This is a genomic window from Geodermatophilus chilensis, from assembly GCF_002802985.1.
Classification (GTDB): domain Bacteria; phylum Actinomycetota; class Actinomycetes; order Mycobacteriales; family Geodermatophilaceae; genus Geodermatophilus; species Geodermatophilus chilensis.
The window spans coordinates 1-15,007 of record NZ_NVPT01000135.1; the positions used below are offsets into that span (position 1 = coordinate 1).

Here is a 15,007-nt window from a genome sequence, read left to right on the forward strand (position 1 = left end):
AGTGCGTGTGGTCTAGATGTTAGCGTGAGAAGTGCGGAGTGCTTGGTGATAGTGAAGTGAGATGTATAGGAAAGACAGTGTTCGAGCGATAACGTGAAAGGTTAGGTGGCAGCGTGTGATATAGAGAACAGCGACAGCGGGGGTCGACACAAAAGGAGGCGTCGGCAGCGTCAGAGGTGTATAGGAGGCAGGGAGGGAACCACCAGCGACGCCCCGTCGGCCTCGGCCGGCGGGGCGTCGCCGCGTCCGGGCCGGTCCGGTGCCGGCCCGGGCCGGTGGCAGGACGCCGGAGCGCGGTGCGAGAGGATGACGGCCGTGCCGCTCGACCCCGCCCCGCGTCCGTCGCCGTCCGCCGTCTGCGCACCGCGGGCGCTGCTGACCGTCTCCGGCGGCGACCGGCGCGGGGTCACCGCGCGGCTGTTCGCCGCCCTCGCCGCGCCCGGGGGAGACCTCCCTCCGGTCGAGGTGGTCGACGTCGAGCAGGTCGTCGTCCACGGGCAGCTGGTGCTCGGCGTCGTCGTCGGTGCACTGCCCGCGGAGGGCGGGCCGGTCGAGGAGAACCGGTTCCTCGCCGCGCTCGAACGGCTCGCCGCCGAGGTCGCGGAGGCGACCGGGATGCGGGTCCAGGTGGAGTCGGCCGCCGACGCCGGGCTCGACGCCGCACCCGAGGGCCGCCCGCACCACGTGATCCTGCTCGGCCGCCCGGTGCCGCCGGAGGCCGTGGCCGGCGCCGCGTCGGCCATCGCCGGCATCGGCGGCAACATCGAGGCGATCCGCCGGCTGTCGGACTACCCGGTGACCAGCTTCGAGCTGACCGTCTCCGGTGCGGAGGCCACCGAGCTGCGCATCGCCCTGGCGTCGGTCGCCTCGACCAGCGGCGCCGACATCGCCGTCGAGCAGGTCGGCCTGGCCCGCCGCAGCAAGCGGCTCATCGTGCTCGACGTCGACTCCACGCTGGTGCGCGGCGAGGTGATCGACGAGCTCGCCGCACGTGCCGGCCGGGCCGCCGAGGTCGCCAAGATCACCGCCGCGGCGATGAACGGCGAGCTGGACTTCGCCCAGTCGCTGCGGGCCCGCGTGGCCGCGCTCGAAGGGCTGCCGGTCGAGGTGCTCGACGAGGTCCGCGAGGCGCTGGTGCTCACGCCTGGAGCGCGCACGCTGATCCGCACGCTCAAGCGGCTCGGGTTCCGCTGCGGCATCGTCAGCGGCGGCTTCACCCAGATCACCGACCCGCTGGCCGAGCAGCTCGGCCTGGACTTCGCCGCCGCCAACACCCTCGAGGTGGCCGACGGGCGGCTCACCGGCGGCCTGGTGGGGGAGATCGTCGACCGCGCCGGCAAGGCCCGCGCGCTGGCCCGCTTCGCCGCCCGGTACGGCATCCCGCTGGACCAGACGGTGGCCGTCGGCGACGGCGCCAACGACCTCGACATGCTGGGCGTCGCCGGGCTGGGCATCGCCTTCAACGCCAAGCCCTACGTGCGCGAGCAGGCCCACACCGCGCTCAACCAGCCCTACCTCGACGCGGTCCTGCAGGTGCTCGGCTTCACCCGCGACGAGGTCCTCGACGCGGTGTGACTGTGCTGTCTGTCGTCCTCCGGGCGACACCGCGGCCACGTGCCGTCCCCGGCGGGCGCTGAGCCCCCCTTGTCCTTCCTCGGGGAACCCTCCGGGTCGCCACTCGTCAGGACACCCTCGCGGGGCGGCGCACCTCGGGTGCAACTCCGGGGAAGGTGCTGCCCGAGCGCCCGCTCGGGGCGCGCGTTCCCCGAAGTCGTCCCCTCCACTCAGGGGCGGTGGACCGAGCCCTCGAGTTCCACGCCGGCGGTGCGCAGCTGCTCCAGCGCGGCGTCGGTGGTCGCCTCGCTGACGCCCGCGGTGAGCGGCAGCAGCACCCGGGTCGCAAAGCCCTCACCGACGGCGTCCAGCGCGGTCGCCCGCACGCAGTGGTCGGTGGCGATGCCGACGACGTCCACGGCGTCCACCCCGTGGGCGCGCAGCCACTCGGCCAGGGGGACGCCGTCCGAGCGCCCCTCGAAGCCGGAGTACGCGGCGGCGTGCTCGCCCTTGTCGAACACCGCCTCGATGGGCTCACGCTCCAGCCGGGGGTGCAGCTCGACGCCGTCGGTGCCGACCACGCAGTGCGCCGGCCAGGTCTCCACGTAGTCCGGCTGCTCGGCGAAGTGGCCGCCGGGGTCGACGTGGTGGTCGCGGGTGGCCACCACGTGCGCGTAGTCGGCGGCGTGCGCGCGGACGTGCGCGCTGATCGCCGCGGCGACGTCCGCCCCGCCGGCGACGGCGAGGCTGCCGCCCTCGCAGAAGTCGTTCTGCACGTCCACGACCACCAGGGCGCGGGTCATCGGTCTCCTCCTCAGGCCGTCACGGTCTCGATGGCGCAGTCCCCGCGGGACAGCGCGAACGCCTCCGCAGGCATCGCCCCGCGCGCCCTCTGGTGGTGGGCGCGGGCGGCGGTCAGCGCCTCCCGCGGCGTGGCCGGCGCGCAGGGCTCCCCGCCGCGGACCAGCTCCACGATCAGCGACCGGTCACCCTTCCGAGGCAGCACCGGCTCGCTGGTCACCACCTCGGCCGTCGCCGTCCCGGCGGAGTCGTGCCGGCGGACGGCGTACTTGCGGCCACCCACGGAGTTCTTGCCCTCGGAGCGCTTGGCCACCGGGACGCCGTCCCGCTCGACCAGCTTGTAGACCATCCCGGCGGTCGGGGCGCCGGAGCCGGTGACCAGCGACGTGCCGACGCCGTAGCCGTCGACGGGGGCGGCCATCAGCCCGGAGATGGCGAACTCGTCGAGGTCGCTGGTGACGATGATCCGCGTGCCGGTCGCGCCGAGGGAGTCCAGCAGCTCGCGGGCGTGCGTGGCCAGCGTGGGCAGGTCGCCGGAGTCCAGCCGGATCGCGCCGAGCTCCGGCCCGGCCACCTCGACCGCCGTCCGGATGCCCTGGTCGACGTCGTAGGTGTCGACCAGCAGCGTGGTGCCGACGCCCAGGGCGGCGACCTGGGCGCGGAAGGCGGCGGCCTCGTCGTCGTGCAGCAGGGTGAAGGCGTGCGCGCTGGTGCCGGTCGTCGGCACCCCGTAGCGGTGGCCGGCCTCCAGGTTGGAGGTGGCGGCGAAGCCCACCAGGTAGGCGGCCCGGGCGGCGGCGACCGCGGCCTCCTCGTGCGTGCGCCGCGAGCCCATCTCGATGCACGGGCGCTCGCAGGCGGCGGACACCATCCGCGCCGCGGCCGAGGCGATGGCGCTGTCGTGGTTGAGCACCGAGAGCACGAGGGTCTCGAGCAGCACCCCCTCGGCGAACGGCGCGCGGACGGTCAGCACGGGGGAGCCGGGGAAGAAGAGCTCGCCCTCGGCGTAGCCGTCGACGTCCCCGCTGAAGCGGAACCCGGCCAGCCAGTCCAGCAGCCGGGAGTCGGTGAGCCCCTGCTCGCGGAGCGCGGTGAGGTCCTCGTCGGTGAACCGGAAGTCGGGCAGCACCTCCAGCAGCCGGCCGGTGCCGGCGAGGACGCCGTAGCGGCGGCCGTGTGGCAGCCGCCGGGCGAAGACCTCGAAGACGCAGTCGCGGTCGGCGGTGCTGTCGGCCAGCGCCGCGGCGACCATGGTCAGCTCGTACCGGTCGGTGAGCAGGGCGGGACCCGTCGGCATGGCTGAGGAGCCTAGGCGGGGCGCAGGTGGGTCACGGCCCGGGCGCGTCTCCTACAGTGGAGCCGTGGCCGGACCACTCGCGCCGACACGGACGCCGGAGGAGACCGTCGAGGAGCACGGCGACCTCGACCGGCCCTGGGTCACCATCGTCTGGAACGACCCGGTCAACCTCATGACCTACGTGACCTACGTGCTGCAGGAGCTGTTCGGCTACGACGAGCCGACGGCGACCACGCTGATGCTGCAGGTGCACGAGGAGGGCCGGGCGATCGTGAGCTCCGGCCCGCGGGAACGGATGGAGCACGACACCAGCCGGCTGCACGCCTACGGCCTGTGGGCCAGCTACCAGCGGGACGCATGAGACCGTTCCGCCGCAGGGGCGACGAGCTGGTGGCGCGGCTCGAGCCGGCCGAGGCCGGCATCGTCGCGCTGTTGCTCGACCAGCTCGAGCAGCTGCTCACCGCCGAGGCCGAGGACGTCGCCGGCGACCCAGTGCTCGACCGGCTGCTGCCCGCCGGCCACCGCAGCGACCCCGAGCTGGCCGCCGACTACCGCGAGCTGACCGAGTCGGCGCTGCGGGCGGGGAAGGCCGACGACCTCGCCACGGTCCGCGCCAGCCTGCCGACGGACGGCGGGACCGTGCGGCTGGACCCCGAGCAGGCAGCTGCGTGGTTGCGCACCAGCAACGACCTGCGCCTGGCGCTGGGCACCCGGCTCGACATCCACGAGGACACCGAGCCGCCGGAGGACCTCGCCAGCGAGGAGGGCCAGCAGTTGGCCGTCTACTACTGGCTCACCGGGCTGCAGGGGTCGCTCGTCGACGCACTCGCCGCCGGTCGCGCCGGCCGGAGGTGAGCACGACCAGCGTCGCGAGCAGCAGGTCGAGCACGAAGAACACCGACACCAGGCCGGGCATCTCCAGGTCGCGCACGATCGCCCCGACGGCGCTGACCAGGACGACGAGCGAGAGCAGCGCGACCAGCAGCAGCGTCAGCAGCCGGCCGGTCACCAGCAGCACCAGGGAGATCCGGTCGGCGGTGACGTCGCTGCTGTAGTGGCCACTGCGGCGGCGCAGCCCGGACGTCCCGCGCACCAGTGCGGGCATCGCCACGGCCAGCACACCGGCGATCATCAGCAGCTCCAGGACCACGACCGGGCACCGTATCGGGTGGTCCCGCGTTACGGACCCGGCCCGATCGGGGGATGACCCCGGCGGGCCGCCTAGACTGGACGACGTGCTGCGCATCGACCGCGCGACCTACGACGCCATCGTGGCTCACGCCCGGGAAGACCACCCGGACGAGGCCTGTGGCGTCGTCGCCGGCCCCGAGGGCAGCGACCGCCCCGAGCGCTTCATCCCGATGCTGAACGCCGCGCGGTCGCCCACGTTCTACGAGTTCGACTCCGGTGACCTGCTGCGGCTGTACCGGGAGATGGACGACCGCGACGAGGTGCCGGTGGTGATCTACCACTCGCACACCGCGACCGAGGCCTACCCCTCGCGGACCGACATCAGCTACGCGTCCGAGCCGGACGCGCACTACGTCCTCGTCTCGACCCGCCACCACGGCGACCGGACCGGCCTGACCGACGACGAGGTCGAGTTCCGCAGCTTCCGCATCGTCGACGGCGTCGTCACCGAGGAGGACGTCGAGGTCGTCGAGTCCTACCTGTTCGGCCACTCGCCGACCACCGTCGTCTACGACTGAGACCGTCGTCGCGCCGCCGAGCTCGGAATGACCCGGCGGCCCCCGGGCGTTGGCCCGTCAGACGCACGTCCGCTGCGCGCTCGCGCAGCAGCAACCCCCTGAGTCCCGAGGAGAACAGCACGCCATGGCCATCGAGGTCCGGATCCCGACCATCCTGCGCACCCACACCGGCGGCAACAAGACCGTCGAGGGCAACGGGGACACCCTGGCCGCGCTCGTCGACGACCTCGACGCCAAGCACCCGGGTCTGAAGAACCGCCTCGTGACCGAGGAGGGCAAGCTGCACCGCTTCGTGAACGTCTACGTCAACGACGAGGACGTGCGCTTCACCGGTGCGCTCGACACCCAGGTCAAGGACGGCGACTCGGTCACCATCCTCCCGGCGGTCGCCGGCGGCTGCTGAGCGTCCGTCGCTCGCAGCGCCCCCGCCCGTCTCCCGGAAGAGCACTCCCCATGGCCCGCTTCGCCTCCCTCGTCGACTCGCTCGGCAACACCCCGCTCGTGGGCTTGCCGAACCTGTCGCCGACCCCTGACGTCCGGCTGTGGGCCAAGCTCGAGGACCACAACCCCACCGGGTCGATCAAGGACCGGGCCGCCATCTCGATGATCGAGGCGGCGGAGAAGGAGGGGAGGCTCAAGTCGGGCGACACCATCCTCGAGCCGACCAGCGGGAACACCGGGATCTCGCTGGCGATGGTGGCCCGGCAGCGGGGCTACCGGCTGATCTGCGTCATGCCCGAGAACACCTCGGTCGAGCGGCGCCAGCTGCTGGAGATGTACGGCGCTCAGATCATCAGCTCCCCGGCCGCCGGGGGGTCCAACCAGGCCGTCGCCGTCGCGAAGGGGCTCGCCGCCGAGCACGCCGACTGGGTGATGCTCTACCAGTACGGCAACCCGGCCAACGCCGAAGCGCACTACACCGGCACCGGCCCGGAGATCCTGGCCGACCTGCCCTCGATCACCCACTTCGTCGCGGGGCTCGGCACCACCGGCACGCTCATGGGCGTCTCCCGCTACCTGCGCGAGAAGAAGCCCGAGGTGCGGGTCATCGCGGCCGAGCCGCGCTACGGCGAGCTGGTCTACGGGCTGCGCAACATCGACGAGGGGTTCGTGCCCGAGCTCTACGACCCGGCGCTGCTGGACTCCCGGTTCAGCGTCGGGCCGCAGGACGCCGTCCGGCGCACCCGCCAGCTGGTCGAGCAGGAGGGCATCTTCGCCGGGATCTCGACCGGCGCGATCCTGCACGCCGCGCTGGGCATCGCCGACAAGGAGGTCGCGGCCGGCCGCAAGGCCGACATCGTCTTCATCGTCTGCGACGGCGGCTGGAAGTACCTGTCCACCGGTGCCTACGCGGGCACGCTGGAGGAGGCCACCTCCGCGCTCGAGGGCCAGCTGTGGGCCTGAGCGTGAGCCCGGTCTCCCCACTCCTGCGGTTAGCCTGACCTGCGACGTTGGCGTAGCAGCGGGGGGCGGTCGGGTGAGGCTCACGGTGGTCGGCTGCTCGGGTAGCGGTCCGGGGCCGTCGTCCCCCGCCTCGAGCTACCTGGTGGAGCACGACGGCTTCCGCGTGCTGCTCGACCTGGGCAACGGCGCCTTCGGGACGCTGCAGGCCCTCGTCGACCCCGCCACGATCGACGCGCTGTACCTGTCGCACCTGCACGCCGACCACTGCCTCGACGTTGCCCCCTTCATCGTCTGGCACCGCTACTCGGGTCGCTCCCGGCGGCAGCCGGTGCCCCTCTACGCCCCGGCGGGCGCCGACCGGCGGCTGGCGGCGGCCTACTACGGGGACGGCGCGCCGCTGGAGGACGTCTTCGACTTCGCCGTCCTCACCGGCGCGCCGTTCGACCTCGGGCCCTTCGAGGTGCGGACGGTGCGCACCGCCCACCCGGTCGAGTGCCACGCCGTCCGGCTGACCGCCGGTGGCCGGTCGCTGGTCTACACCGGGGACACCGGCGCCAGCGCCGCCGTCGTCGAGCTCGCCCGCGGCGCCGACGTCCTGCTGGCCGAGGCCGCGCACCCCGACGTCCCCGGCCTGCCGCCGGACCTGCACCTCACCGGCCGGGAGGCCGGCGAGCACGCCGCCGCGGCCGGGGTCGGCCGGCTGCTGCTCACCCACGTGCCGGCCTGGATCGACCGGACGGCGCAGCTGGCGTCGGCGCGGGCGGTCTTCCCCGCGGCCGAGCTGGTCGTGCCCCGGGCCACCTACGACGTCTAGCGGCACCGACCGGTTGCCCGGTCGCGCGCTGCCGGGCACGGTGGGCCGGTGGTCGACGACGAACGGGACGGCGTCCGGCTGACCAGCCTCGACGCGCCGCTGGGCGACGGGCTCGAGGTCACCAAGGGCGAGCTGGTCGACCACCTGGACGCGAACGCCTTCCGCCTGGTGCCCCAGCTGGCCGGCCGGCCGCTGTCGGTGAAGCGCGTGCGGCCGGGGCAGGAGCCGTTCATGCAGCGCAACGTGCCCAAGGGCGCTCCGGACTGGGTGCGCACCGTGCCGGTGTGGTCGTACGGCGCGCACCGCGAGGTGCACCAGGTGCTCTGCGACGACCGGCGCACGCTGCTGTGGCTGGCCAACCAGCGGGCCGTCGAGTTCCACGTCCCCTTCTTCCTCGCAGGCGCCGAGGCCGACCCGACCGGCATCGTGCTCGACCTCGACCCGCCGGAGGGCGCCGACTTCGGCGTGGTGGTGGAGGCCGCGCAGCTGGTGCGCCACGCGCTCGCTGACGCGGGGCTGGCCGGCGCGGTGAAGACCAGCGGCTCCAAGGGCGTGCACGTCGTCGTCCCGGTGCGCGGTGTCGGGCCCGAGGACGCCGCCGCGGCGACGCGCGCGCTCGCCGCCCGGGCCGCCGCGCTCGACCCGGACCTGGCCACGACCGCCTACATCCGTGAGGACCGGCACGGCCGGGTGTTCCTCGACTCCACCCGGTCGGGCTCCTCGACGATCGTGGCCGCCTACAGCCCGCGGATCCGGCCGGGCCTGCCGGTGTCGGCCCCGGTGTCGTGGGCGGACCTGCCCTCGGTGCGGCCCGGCGACGTGACCGTGCGGACGGCGCCGGAGTGGCTGGGGGACGGCGACCCGTGGACGGCGCTGCTGCCTGACCCGCAGGAGCTGCCCGCCGACCTGGTCGCCCAGGGCCACACCATCCCGGTCGCCCGCGTGCAGGCGATGCACGAGGGCCGGCGCCGCGCCCGCGCCCGCCGCGCGGAGGCGGGGGACTGACGGTCCGGGGCCCCCTCCACAGCCGGCGGTGCCGTCCACAGCCCGCCGGCGGCCACGTGCCCCGCCCGGGCAGGCTCCGCACATGCCCCTCGACCCGCAGACGACGGCCTGGCTCGACCAGGAGGACGCGCACCTCGCCCGGGTGATCCGGCAGCACCGCTGGGCGGTGCAGTACGTCGGCTCCGGTGAGGAGGAGGACGAGCCCCCCTTCGGCTACACGATCGGGTTGTTCGGGCTCGGCCACCCCGAGCTCGTGCTGGTCGGGCTGGGCGTCGACACCACCCACGGCGTGCTGCAGAGGGTGGCCGCGGAGGTCGCCGCCGGTCGCGACCTGGTGCCCGGCGAACTGGTCCTCTGGGACGACTGGGCCGGTCGGCTCTACGTCGAGGCCTCACCGAACCCGGGCGAGGTGGTGCTGGGCGCCAACCGCTTCTACCAGCGGCCGCCGGAGTACTCGGTACCGGCGTTCCAACTGGCCTGGAGCCACGCGGACGGGCAGTTCCCCTGGGAGGAGGGGTACCCGTGCGGGCCGGAGTGCCAGCCGCGGCCCGGCACCTGGCGGGCCTGAGCCGCTCAGTCCAGCCCGAGGTCGCGGCGCAGCTTGGCGACGTGCCCGGTCGCCTTGACGTTGTAAGCGGCCTTCTCGATGCGGCCCTCGGCGTCGACGACGAAGGTCGACCGGATCACGCCGACGACCTCCTTGCCGTACAGCTTCTTGGTCCCGTACGCGCCGTAGGCGGCGAGCACCTGCTTGTCCGGGTCGGAGAGGAGCGTGATCCGCAGCTCCTCCTTCTCGCGGAAGCGCAGCAGCTGCTCGGTCGGGTCGGGGGAGATGCCGATGATGTCCAGGCCCGCCTCGGCCAGGTCGCCGGCGGCGGCGGTGAAGTCGACGGCCTGCGTCGTGCAGCCCGGCGTCAGGGCCGCGGGGTAGCAGTAGACGATCACCCGGCGGCCGCGGTAGCTGGCGAGCGACACCGGATTGCCATCGGCGTCGGGGAGCGTGAACTCCGGCGCGGGGTCACCGGGGGCCAGGCGGACGGGGGCGACGTCGGTATCGGTCACGCCCGTCATCCTGCCGTGCAAGGGGCACCGCGATCCACGGGGCGCACCTCGTGAGGGTCAGCCGGCGGTGACTCTTGGCCGGCTTCCGCGCCCCGGTCCGCTCCTCGCTCGTTCCTCGCTGCGATGCTCCCGGGGCTGTCAGCCGGCGAGGAACGACAGCCGGACGTGCCGCTGCGGGTTGTCGGTGTTCGTGTCCACCAGGCAGATCCGCTGCCACGTGCCCAACTGCATCCGGCCCTCCAGCACCGGGACGCTGGCGTGCGGCGGGACGAACGCCGGCAGCACGTGGTCGCGGCCGTGCCCCTTGCTGCCGTGCCGGTGTCGCCAGCGCTCGTCCCGGGGGAGCAGGACGTCCAGCTGGGCGAGCAGGTCGTCGTCGCTGCCGGAGCCGGTCTCGATGATCGCCACGCCCGCGGTCGCGTGCGGCACGAAGACGTGCAGCAGACCGTCCGCCTCGGTCCGGACGAACTCGGCGCACTCGTCGGTGAGGTCGACCACCGTGGGCACGCCTCCGGTCCGGACCGTCCGCAGCTCAGATCGCATGGCGCGATTAGACCGCGACCCTCCGGGTCGCACCGCGAGCACGTGCTGTCCCGGCCGGCGTGGAGCCCTGCCCCGTCCCTGCCCGAAGGAGCACCGGACCCCGGGGACCGGCCCACCGCGGCGGGACCGGTGCCGCGGCGGCGCACTACTGTCGGCGCACGTGACCGCAGCAGCCGCGAGCCCGCGTCCCGACGGCCGGGCGGCCGACCAGCTCCGTCCCGTGACGATCACCCGCAACTGGCTCGACCACGCCGAGGGCTCGGTGCTCGTCGAGTTCGGTCGCACCCGCGTGCTCTGCGCGGCGAGCGTCACCGAGGGGGTGCCGCGCTGGCGCAAGGGCTCGGGCCTGGGTTGGGTCACCGCCGAGTACGCGATGCTGCCCCGCGCGACGCACACCCGTGGCGACCGCGAGTCGGTCAAGGGTCGCATCGGCGGGCGCACCCACGAGATCAGCCGGCTCATCGGCCGCTCGCTGCGCGCCGCGATCGACCTGGGCGCGCTGGGCGAGAACAGCATCGCCATCGACTGCGACGTCCTGCAGGCCGACGGCGGCACCCGGACCGCGGCCATCACCGGCGCCTACGTGGCCCTGGCCGACGCCGTGTCGTGGCTCGGCGAGCGCAAGAAGCTGGCCAAGGCGAACGCCGTCGTGCAGTCGGTCGCGGCGGTGAGCGTCGGCGTGGTCGACGGGCAGCCGCGGCTGGACCTGGCCTACGAGGAGGACGTCCGCGCCGGCACCGACATGAACGTCGTCTGCACCGGCGACGGCAGCTTCGTCGAGGTGCAGGGCACCGCGGAGAACGGCGTCTTCGACCGCGGCACGCTCGACGCGCTGCTCGACCTGGCGGTGGGCGGGTGCGCCGAGCTGACCCGCGTCCAGACCCTGGCCCTGCAGCAGGCCGGCGTCCGATGAGCGACCGGCTGCTCCTGGCCACCCGCAACCCCGGCAAGCTCGCCGAGTTGCAGCGGCTGCTGGAGAGGGCCGTCCCCGGGGTCGCCGTGGTCGGCCTGCGCGACGTCCCCGACTATCCGGAGGCGCCCGAGACCGGCGCCACGTTCGTGGAGAACGCGCTGCTCAAGGCCCGGGAGGCCGTCCGGTACACCGGGCTGCCGGCGGTCGCCGACGACTCCGGCCTGACCGTCGACGCGCTCAACGGGATGCCCGGCGTCCTCTCGGCGCGCTGGTCGGGCCGGCACGGGGACGACGCCGCGAACACCGCACTGCTGCTCGGGCAGCTGGCCGACGTCCCCGACGAGCGTCGCGGCGGGGCGTTCGTCTGCGCGGCCGCACTCGTCACGCCGGACGGCGCCGAGCGGGTGCTCGAGCGGTCGTGGCGCGGCCGGGTGGTCCGGGAGTCGCGGGGCAGCAACGGCTTCGGCTACGACCCGGTGTTCCTCCCCGACGGCCTGGAACGCACCGCGGCCGAGCTCACCGCGGCGGAGAAGGACGCGCGCAGCCACCGCGGCCAGGCCTTCGCCGCGCTGGTCCCGCTGGTCGCGGAGCTGCTCGGCCGGTCCTGACCGGCCGGTCCGGCGGCCGTCCGTCGTCCCCCGGAAGGGGTGGGGGCGCCGCGCCGGAGTCCACTCGGGGACGGGATCGTCCGATCTGGTCCCCGTCACCTGCACGAGGCGGGTGCAGGGACGACGAGGGGCCATGCACGAGCGCAGCCGCCGGCACACCAGGCCGTGGCGACGGGAACCGCGGGCCCGCGCGCAGCGCGGTGCCCGCCTGCGGCTGTCCGCTGCTTCCGCGACCGCCGGCCTCGTCGCCGTCCTGGCCGTGCTCACCGTCTTCTCCGTGACCGCCGCGGTGACCAACGCCCGCGCGACCGCACAGGCCCGGGAGAGCGCCGCGGTGTCGGAGTGGTCCAAGGTGGCCGAGCGCTCGCTCCTGCACCAGGAGGCGCTGGTCGACCAGCTCGCGACCGAGCGTGACGCCGGCCAGTGGGCGGCGTTCGAGGCGGCCGGCGCGGACACCCGGACGGCGATCCGCGAGATGGGTGCCGTCGCGGGCACCGGCCACGGCGAGCTGATCGACGAGTGGCTGCGACTGCACGCCCGGTACGAGTACGCGGTCGGGCAGCTCCTGGTGGCCACCAGGGACAACCCCGGCATCGCCGAGCCGTACGAGGAGGTCTACGTCGACCCGCACCTCGAGGCGCTCGAGACCCTCATCCAGGAGGAGGCCGCCGAGCACTGGGACGAGGCCAACGCGTCGCTGGAGTCCATGGAGGACGTCCAGCGGGTCCTGCTGGTCGCCACGCCGGTCCTGTTCGGCGTCGGGTTGGGGCTCGTCGCCTGGTTCACCCTGGTGCTCACCCGCAGCCGGCGGGAGACCGTCGCACAGGCCGAGCGCAACCGGCAGCTGGCGCTGCACGACGCGCTGACCGGCCTGCCCAACCGCACCCTGCTGCGCCAGCGTGTCGACGGTGCGCTGGCCGGCTGCCACCCGGGCGCGGTGGGGTTGGTGCTCATCGACCTGGACCGGTTCAAGGAGATCAACGACACCCTCGGCCACGCCTACGGCGACGTCGTCCTGCAGGCGGTGGCCGACCGGCTGCGGGCCACGGTCCGGGGCGGCGACACGGTGGCCCGGCTGGGCGGTGACGAGTTCGCCGTCCTGCTGTCCCGCATCGACGACGAGGAGTCCGCCCGGCAGCTGGCCGGCCGGGCGCTGGTGGCGATGGAGGCGCCCATCGAGGTGGACGGCGTCTCCCTGGACGTCGACGCCAGCATCGGCATCGCGCTGTCCGGCGCGCACGGGGACGACGTGGAGTCGCTGCTGCAGAACGCCGACATCGCGATGTACTCGGCCAAGGAGCGCGGTCTGGGCGTCTGCGTCTACGACGCCTCGCTCAACGAGCACAGCCCCGAACGGCTGGGCCTGCTCGGTCAGCTGCGCCGGGCCATCGACAACCGGGAGCTGGTCCTGCACTTCCAGCCGAAGGTCGCACTCCCCGGCGCCCACGTGAGCGGTGTCGAGGCGCTGGTGCGCTGGGAGCACCCGCAGCGGGGCCTCATCGCGCCGGGCGACTTCATCCCGCTGGCCGAGCGCACGCCCATCATCCGGCCGCTGACCCGGTACGTGCTGGACGCCGCGCTCGAGCAGTGCGCCCGGTGGCGGGACGCCGGCCGGGTGATGGCCGTGGCCGTCAACGTCTCGGTGCGCAACCTGCTCGACGAGCACTTCGTCGACGAGGTGTGCGAGCTGTTGGCGCACTGGCGCGTCCCGGCGTCCTGCCTGGAGCTCGAGGTCACCGAGAGCGCGATCACGGCCGACCCGGACCGGGCCCGGCGGATCCTCACCCGGCTGGCCGCGTGCGGCGTCACGCTCTCCATCGACGACTTCGGTGCGGGCTACACGTCCCTGGCGCAGCTGAAGGACCTGCCGGTGCACCAGCTGAAGATCGACCGCTCGTTCGTCGCCTCCATGGCGGCCGACCGGAGCAACGCGCTCATCGTGCGGTCGGTCGTCGAGCTCGGCCACAACCTGGGGCTGACCACCGTCGCCGAGGGCGTCGAGGACGAGGCGACCTGCAACAGCCTGGCTGCGATGGGCTGCGACGTGGCCCAGGGGTACCACCTGTGCCCGCCGATGACGGCTGAGCAGCTCGAGGCCTGGTTCGACGCGACGGTCGCCGTCCGTGCGTCGGGTCAGGAGGTCGGCTGCGCCCCGGCGGTGGGCGACGTATCGTCCTGCGACGACGAGTCCTGCGAGGAGTCCCCCCGGGACGAGCTCTCCGACGACTCCGACGACTCCGTCGGCTCCCTGTCGGTGGTCGGCTCCACCTCGGAGGTCCGCGTCGGTGTGGCCGACCCGGTCTCGTCGCTGTCGGAGGACTCGTCCTCGTCCGACGTCGACTCCTCGTCGGAGCCGGTGGTCGGCGCGCTCGTCTCGGTCGCCGGCGCGGTGCTGGTGGGGGAGGACGGGGACGACGGGTCCTGGTCCTGCTGCTCGGAGGACGACGACGCGTTCGTGATCGCGCCGATCGTCGTCGACCGCGAGGTCTCCGTGCCGCTGACGAGCGCGGACACCGGCTTCTGCCCGATGAGCTCGATGCCGGTGACGATGCCCATGGCCATGACGAAGACGGCGGCGGCGTAGACGGCCACCTTCGTCCAGCGGGGCCTGCTGCGCCGCGCCGGTGCGTGACGCGGGTCGAGGTGGGCGGGCAGCACCTGGGTCGCGGGGGTCGCCGGCGGGGCCGCTGGGGAGATCCGGGTGTCCTCGACCGGCGCCTGGCGCCCGGTGAGCTGGCCGCGGGCGCGGCGCAGCTTCTCGTTCGTCTTCTGCAGCGAGTTGCTGTAGAGGGCGGCGCTGATCGTGCTGATCACGCTGGCCAGCGCGGCGCCGATCAGGGTGCCGGCGAGGCCGAAGAAGGAGGCCACCACGGCCGAGGACACCGCGGCCAGGGCGCCGGCGGCCACCTGCGTGGCGCTCAGCTGGACGCTCTGTGGCTTGTCCTTGTCCTCGGTCTGCTCGGTTCGGTCGGTCGTCTCGGGGCGCGGGGAGTTCATGAGCTCCGACGGGGTCGATGGACGTGCAGGGGAAGAGCGGCCGGGCCGGGCAGCACTGCGCGACGGGCCTGCTGAACCAGGCTACGGGTTCTTGTCGCTGCCCGTCCGGGGCCGCTCACGCTCAGCAAGCCCCTGAACTGCGGTGATGCAACCCCTGTGATTCCGCTCTCGAACGACGCGCCCTCACCCGGTGCACAGGCCCTAGGAGCCTGCTGAACAAGTAGGGCGGGCAGGCTGCCATCAATGACCGTCGAGCGGCAGATCGGTCACAACCCTGGGGTTGGACAACGAGGTCGGCCT

Annotated in this window: 17 protein-coding genes; 12 read left to right on the forward strand and 5 right to left on the reverse strand. The window is 73.7% G+C overall.

The genetic code is table 11. The features are described 5' to 3' along the window. The first annotated feature begins 306 nt into the window (after positions 1-306). Positions 307-1,575, forward strand: coding sequence for a phosphoserine phosphatase SerB (serB, locus tag CNO22_RS19815; protein ID WP_232807189.1), 1,269 nt, complete (start codon positions 307-309; stop codon positions 1,573-1,575). 209 nt (positions 1,576-1,784) lie between these two features. Here the strand turns inward: serB and CNO22_RS19820 are convergent, their stop codons facing one another. Continuing rightward, on the reverse strand, positions 1,785-2,357 hold the full coding sequence (locus tag CNO22_RS19820; protein ID WP_100500991.1) for an isochorismatase family protein: 573 nt from the start codon (positions 2,355-2,357) through the stop codon (positions 1,785-1,787). 11 nt (positions 2,358-2,368) lie between these two features. After that, positions 2,369-3,652: a nicotinate phosphoribosyltransferase gene (locus tag CNO22_RS19825; RefSeq protein WP_100500992.1), complete on the reverse strand. Its 1,284-nt coding sequence runs from the start codon at positions 3,650-3,652 to the stop codon at positions 2,369-2,371. 64 nt (positions 3,653-3,716) lie between these two features. Here CNO22_RS19825 and clpS point away from each other — a divergent pair, with 64 nt between their 5' ends. Continuing rightward, positions 3,717-4,013, forward strand: coding sequence for an ATP-dependent Clp protease adapter ClpS (gene clpS, locus CNO22_RS19830; RefSeq protein ID WP_100500993.1), 297 nt, complete (start codon positions 3,717-3,719; stop codon positions 4,011-4,013). After that, entirely contained in the window at positions 4,010-4,507 is a 498-nt protein-coding gene (locus tag CNO22_RS19835) for a DUF2017 family protein (protein ID WP_100500994.1), read from the forward strand. The genes clpS and CNO22_RS19835 overlap by 4 nt, the downstream gene beginning before the upstream one ends. Here CNO22_RS19835 and CNO22_RS19840 read toward each other — a convergent pair. Continuing rightward, positions 4,446-4,802, reverse strand: a complete 357-nt coding sequence (locus CNO22_RS19840; protein ID WP_100500995.1) for a hypothetical protein — start codon at positions 4,800-4,802, stop codon at positions 4,446-4,448. The genes CNO22_RS19835 and CNO22_RS19840 overlap by 62 nt on opposite strands. 85 nt (positions 4,803-4,887) lie before the next feature. Between CNO22_RS19840 and CNO22_RS19845 the strand changes: the two genes are divergently transcribed. The 6 genes from CNO22_RS19845 (at position 4,888) to CNO22_RS19870 (ending at position 9,152) form a co-directional block, all read left to right on the forward strand. Continuing rightward, positions 4,888-5,361 (forward strand): Mov34/MPN/PAD-1 family protein, encoded by a 474-nt coding sequence (locus tag CNO22_RS19845; protein ID WP_100500996.1) that lies wholly within the window; start codon positions 4,888-4,890, stop codon positions 5,359-5,361. 124 nt (positions 5,362-5,485) lie between these two features. Further along, on the forward strand, positions 5,486-5,764 hold the full coding sequence (locus CNO22_RS19850) for a ubiquitin-like small modifier protein 1 (protein ID WP_100500997.1): 279 nt from the start codon (positions 5,486-5,488) through the stop codon (positions 5,762-5,764). Positions 5,765-5,814: 50 nt separating this feature from the next. Beyond that, positions 5,815-6,765 (forward strand): PLP-dependent cysteine synthase family protein, encoded by a 951-nt coding sequence (locus CNO22_RS19855; RefSeq protein ID WP_100500998.1) that lies wholly within the window; start codon positions 5,815-5,817, stop codon positions 6,763-6,765. A gap of 73 nt (positions 6,766-6,838) precedes the next feature. After that, on the forward strand, positions 6,839-7,579 hold the full coding sequence (locus tag CNO22_RS19860; RefSeq protein WP_100500999.1) for an MBL fold metallo-hydrolase: 741 nt from the start codon (positions 6,839-6,841) through the stop codon (positions 7,577-7,579). 48 nt (positions 7,580-7,627) lie between these two features. Further along, positions 7,628-8,584, forward strand: a complete 957-nt coding sequence (gene ligD, locus CNO22_RS19865; RefSeq protein ID WP_100501000.1) for a non-homologous end-joining DNA ligase LigD — start codon at positions 7,628-7,630, stop codon at positions 8,582-8,584. 82 nt (positions 8,585-8,666) lie between these two features. After that, positions 8,667-9,152 carry a DUF4262 domain-containing protein gene (locus CNO22_RS19870; RefSeq protein WP_100501001.1) on the forward strand — a complete coding sequence of 162 codons (486 nt, stop codon included), beginning with the start codon at positions 8,667-8,669 and terminating at the stop codon, positions 9,150-9,152. Positions 9,153-9,157: 5 nt separating this feature from the next. On the opposite strand, the gene bcp is transcribed toward CNO22_RS19870, so the two are convergent. Together bcp and CNO22_RS19880 are read right to left on the reverse strand one after the other, a co-directional pair. Continuing rightward, positions 9,158-9,646, reverse strand: coding sequence for a thioredoxin-dependent thiol peroxidase (gene bcp / locus CNO22_RS19875; protein WP_232807190.1), 489 nt, complete (start codon positions 9,644-9,646; stop codon positions 9,158-9,160). 138 nt (positions 9,647-9,784) lie between these two features. Continuing rightward, positions 9,785-10,189 carry a YjbQ family protein gene (locus tag CNO22_RS19880; protein WP_100501003.1) on the reverse strand — a complete coding sequence of 135 codons (405 nt, stop codon included), beginning with the start codon at positions 10,187-10,189 and terminating at the stop codon, positions 9,785-9,787. Between the two features lie 160 nt (positions 10,190-10,349). Between CNO22_RS19880 and rph the strand changes: the two genes are divergently transcribed. The 3 genes from rph to CNO22_RS19895 all read left to right on the forward strand — a co-directional run bounded on the left by rph (position 10,350) and on the right by CNO22_RS19895 (position 14,294). Continuing rightward, positions 10,350-11,102, forward strand: coding sequence for a ribonuclease PH (gene rph / locus CNO22_RS19885; protein WP_100501004.1), 753 nt, complete (start codon positions 10,350-10,352; stop codon positions 11,100-11,102). Then, a complete protein-coding gene (gene rdgB, locus CNO22_RS19890; protein WP_100501005.1) occupies positions 11,099-11,710 on the forward strand; it encodes an RdgB/HAM1 family non-canonical purine NTP pyrophosphatase in 612 nt (203 codons plus the stop codon). Before rph ends, rdgB begins: the two co-directional genes overlap by 4 nt. A 133-nt stretch (positions 11,711-11,843) precedes the next feature. After that, entirely contained in the window at positions 11,844-14,294 is a 2,451-nt protein-coding gene (locus CNO22_RS19895; RefSeq protein ID WP_100501006.1) for a putative bifunctional diguanylate cyclase/phosphodiesterase, read from the forward strand. The last annotated feature ends 713 nt before the right edge of the window (positions 14,295-15,007 follow it).